The 1,866-nt window shown below is 69.3% G+C and carries 1 protein-coding gene; it reads left to right on the top strand.

Annotated elements, in window-relative coordinates; genetic code table 11:
* Nucleotides 1–240 precede the first annotated feature (240 nt).
* Entirely contained in the window at nucleotides 241–1,737 is a 1,497-nt protein-coding gene (locus AX737_RS02850) for a CoA-acylating methylmalonate-semialdehyde dehydrogenase (protein ID WP_066918861.1), read from the top strand.
* The last annotated feature ends 129 nt before the right edge of the window (nucleotides 1,738–1,866 follow it).

Raw genomic sequence — 1,866 nt, 5'->3', positions numbered from 1 at the left:
ACGGTGGTGTGCTCGGTTCCCGTCAGCAGCGCGGCGGCCGTCAGCGTGCCGGTGCGCGCCACCGCCAGGAAGAAGCGGAGATCGTCCCAGTTCGCCCCCGCCCGCCTGCGCACGTCAGCCCCTCCCCGGTTACACTGTGCAAGGATGCACAACGGCTGCGAGCGCGTCCAACTTTATCGCCCAAGGCGGGCTGGTAGGGTGCCGGCCAACAACGACGAGGAAACGACGGGAGGAGCGCGCATGCGCACCATCGGCCATTACATCGACGGCAAGATCGTCCAGGGCGAGAGCGGGCGCTTCGCCGACGTGTTCCATCCCTCGACCGGCGAGGTCCAGGCCAAGGTCGCGCTGGCGAGCCGGGCCGAGATGCGCCGCGCCGTCGAGAGCGCGGCGGCCGCGCAGGCCGGCTGGGCCGCCCAGAACCCGCAGAAGCGCGCCCGCGTGATGATGCGCTTCCTGGAGCTGATCCGCGGCTACAACCAGGAGCTCGCGGAACTCCTCGCCTCCGAGCACGGCAAGACGGTGCCCGACGCCAAGGGCGACATCCAGCGCGGCGTCGAGGTGGTGGAGTTCGCCTGCGGCATCCCGCACCTGCTCAAGGGCGAGTACACCGAGGCCGCCGGCACGGGCATCGACGTCTACTCCCTGCGCCAGCCCCTCGGCGTGGTCGCCGGCATCACGCCCTTCAACTTCCCGGCGATGATCCCGCTCTGGAAGTGCGCGCCGGCCATCGCCTGCGGCAACAGCTTCATCCTGAAGCCGTCCGAGCGTGATCCCAGCGTGCCGCTGCGCATCGCCGAGATCTTCTCCGAGGCCGGGCTGCCGCCGGGCGTGCTCAACGTCGTCAACGGCGACAAGGAAGCGGTCGACGCGATCCTCGACGACGAGGACATCCGGGCGGTGGGCTTCGTCGGCTCGTCCTCGATCGCCGAGTACATCTACGTGCGCGCCGCGCAGACGGGCAAGCGCGCCCAGTGCTTCGGCGGCGCCAAGAACCACATGATCATCATGCCCGACGCCAACCTCGACCAGGCGGTCGATGCGCTGATCGGCGCGGGCTACGGCTCGGCCGGCGAGCGCTGCATGGCGATCTCGGTGGCGGTGCCGGTGGGCGAGCGGACCGCCGACGCGCTGATGGAGCGCCTGATCCCCCGCGTCGAGAGCCTGAAGATCGGCCCCTCGCACGACGAGAGCGCCGATTACGGCCCGCTCGTCACCCGCGACGCGGTCGAGAAGGTGAAGGGCTACATCGAGACCGGCGTGCGCGAGGGCGCACAGCTCGCCGTCGATGGCCGCGGCTTCAAGCTGCAGGGCTACGAGAACGGGTTCTATCTCGGCGGCTCGCTGTTCGACCGCGTCACCCCGGACATGACGATCTACAAGGAAGAGATCTTCGGCCCCGTGCTCTCGGTGGTGCGGGCGCCGACCTACGAGGAGGCGCTGGCGCTGCCCTCGACGCACCAGTACGGCAACGGCGTCGCGATCTTCACCCAGGACGGCGACGCGGCGCGCGACTTCACCGCGCGGGTCAATGTCGGCATGGTCGGCGTCAACGTGCCGATCCCGGTTCCGATCGCCTACCACACCTTCGGCGGCTGGAAGCGCTCGGGCTTCGGCGACCTCAACCAGCACGGCCCCGACTCGGTCCGCTTCTACACCAAGACCAAGACGGTGACGCAGCGCTGGCCCTCCGGCATCAAGAGCGGCGCCGAGTTCTCGATCCCGACGATGCGCTGAACCACGACGCGCCCCCTCTCCCATAGGGAGAGGGTTGGGGTGAGGGGTATGACATTTCAGGACGGCGCACGCGGTCGACGCGCGTTCAGGCCCTCGCCTCTTTCGGGAACGTCATACCCCTCACCCTGT

Origin of the sequence: Methylobacterium sp. CCH5-D2 (assembly GCF_001556475.1) — a bacterium.
GTDB lineage: Bacteria > Pseudomonadota > Alphaproteobacteria > Rhizobiales > Beijerinckiaceae > Methylobacterium > Methylobacterium hispanicum.
Note: the sequence above shows the minus strand (reverse complement) of the source record. Positions and strands in the feature narration are given on the sequence as shown.

Excerpts from the sequence above, each read along its gene's own strand:
- AX737_RS02850 (WP_066918861.1), top strand. The coding sequence starts at position 241 with ATGCGCACCATCGGCCATTACATCGACGGCAAGATCGTCCAGGGCGAG.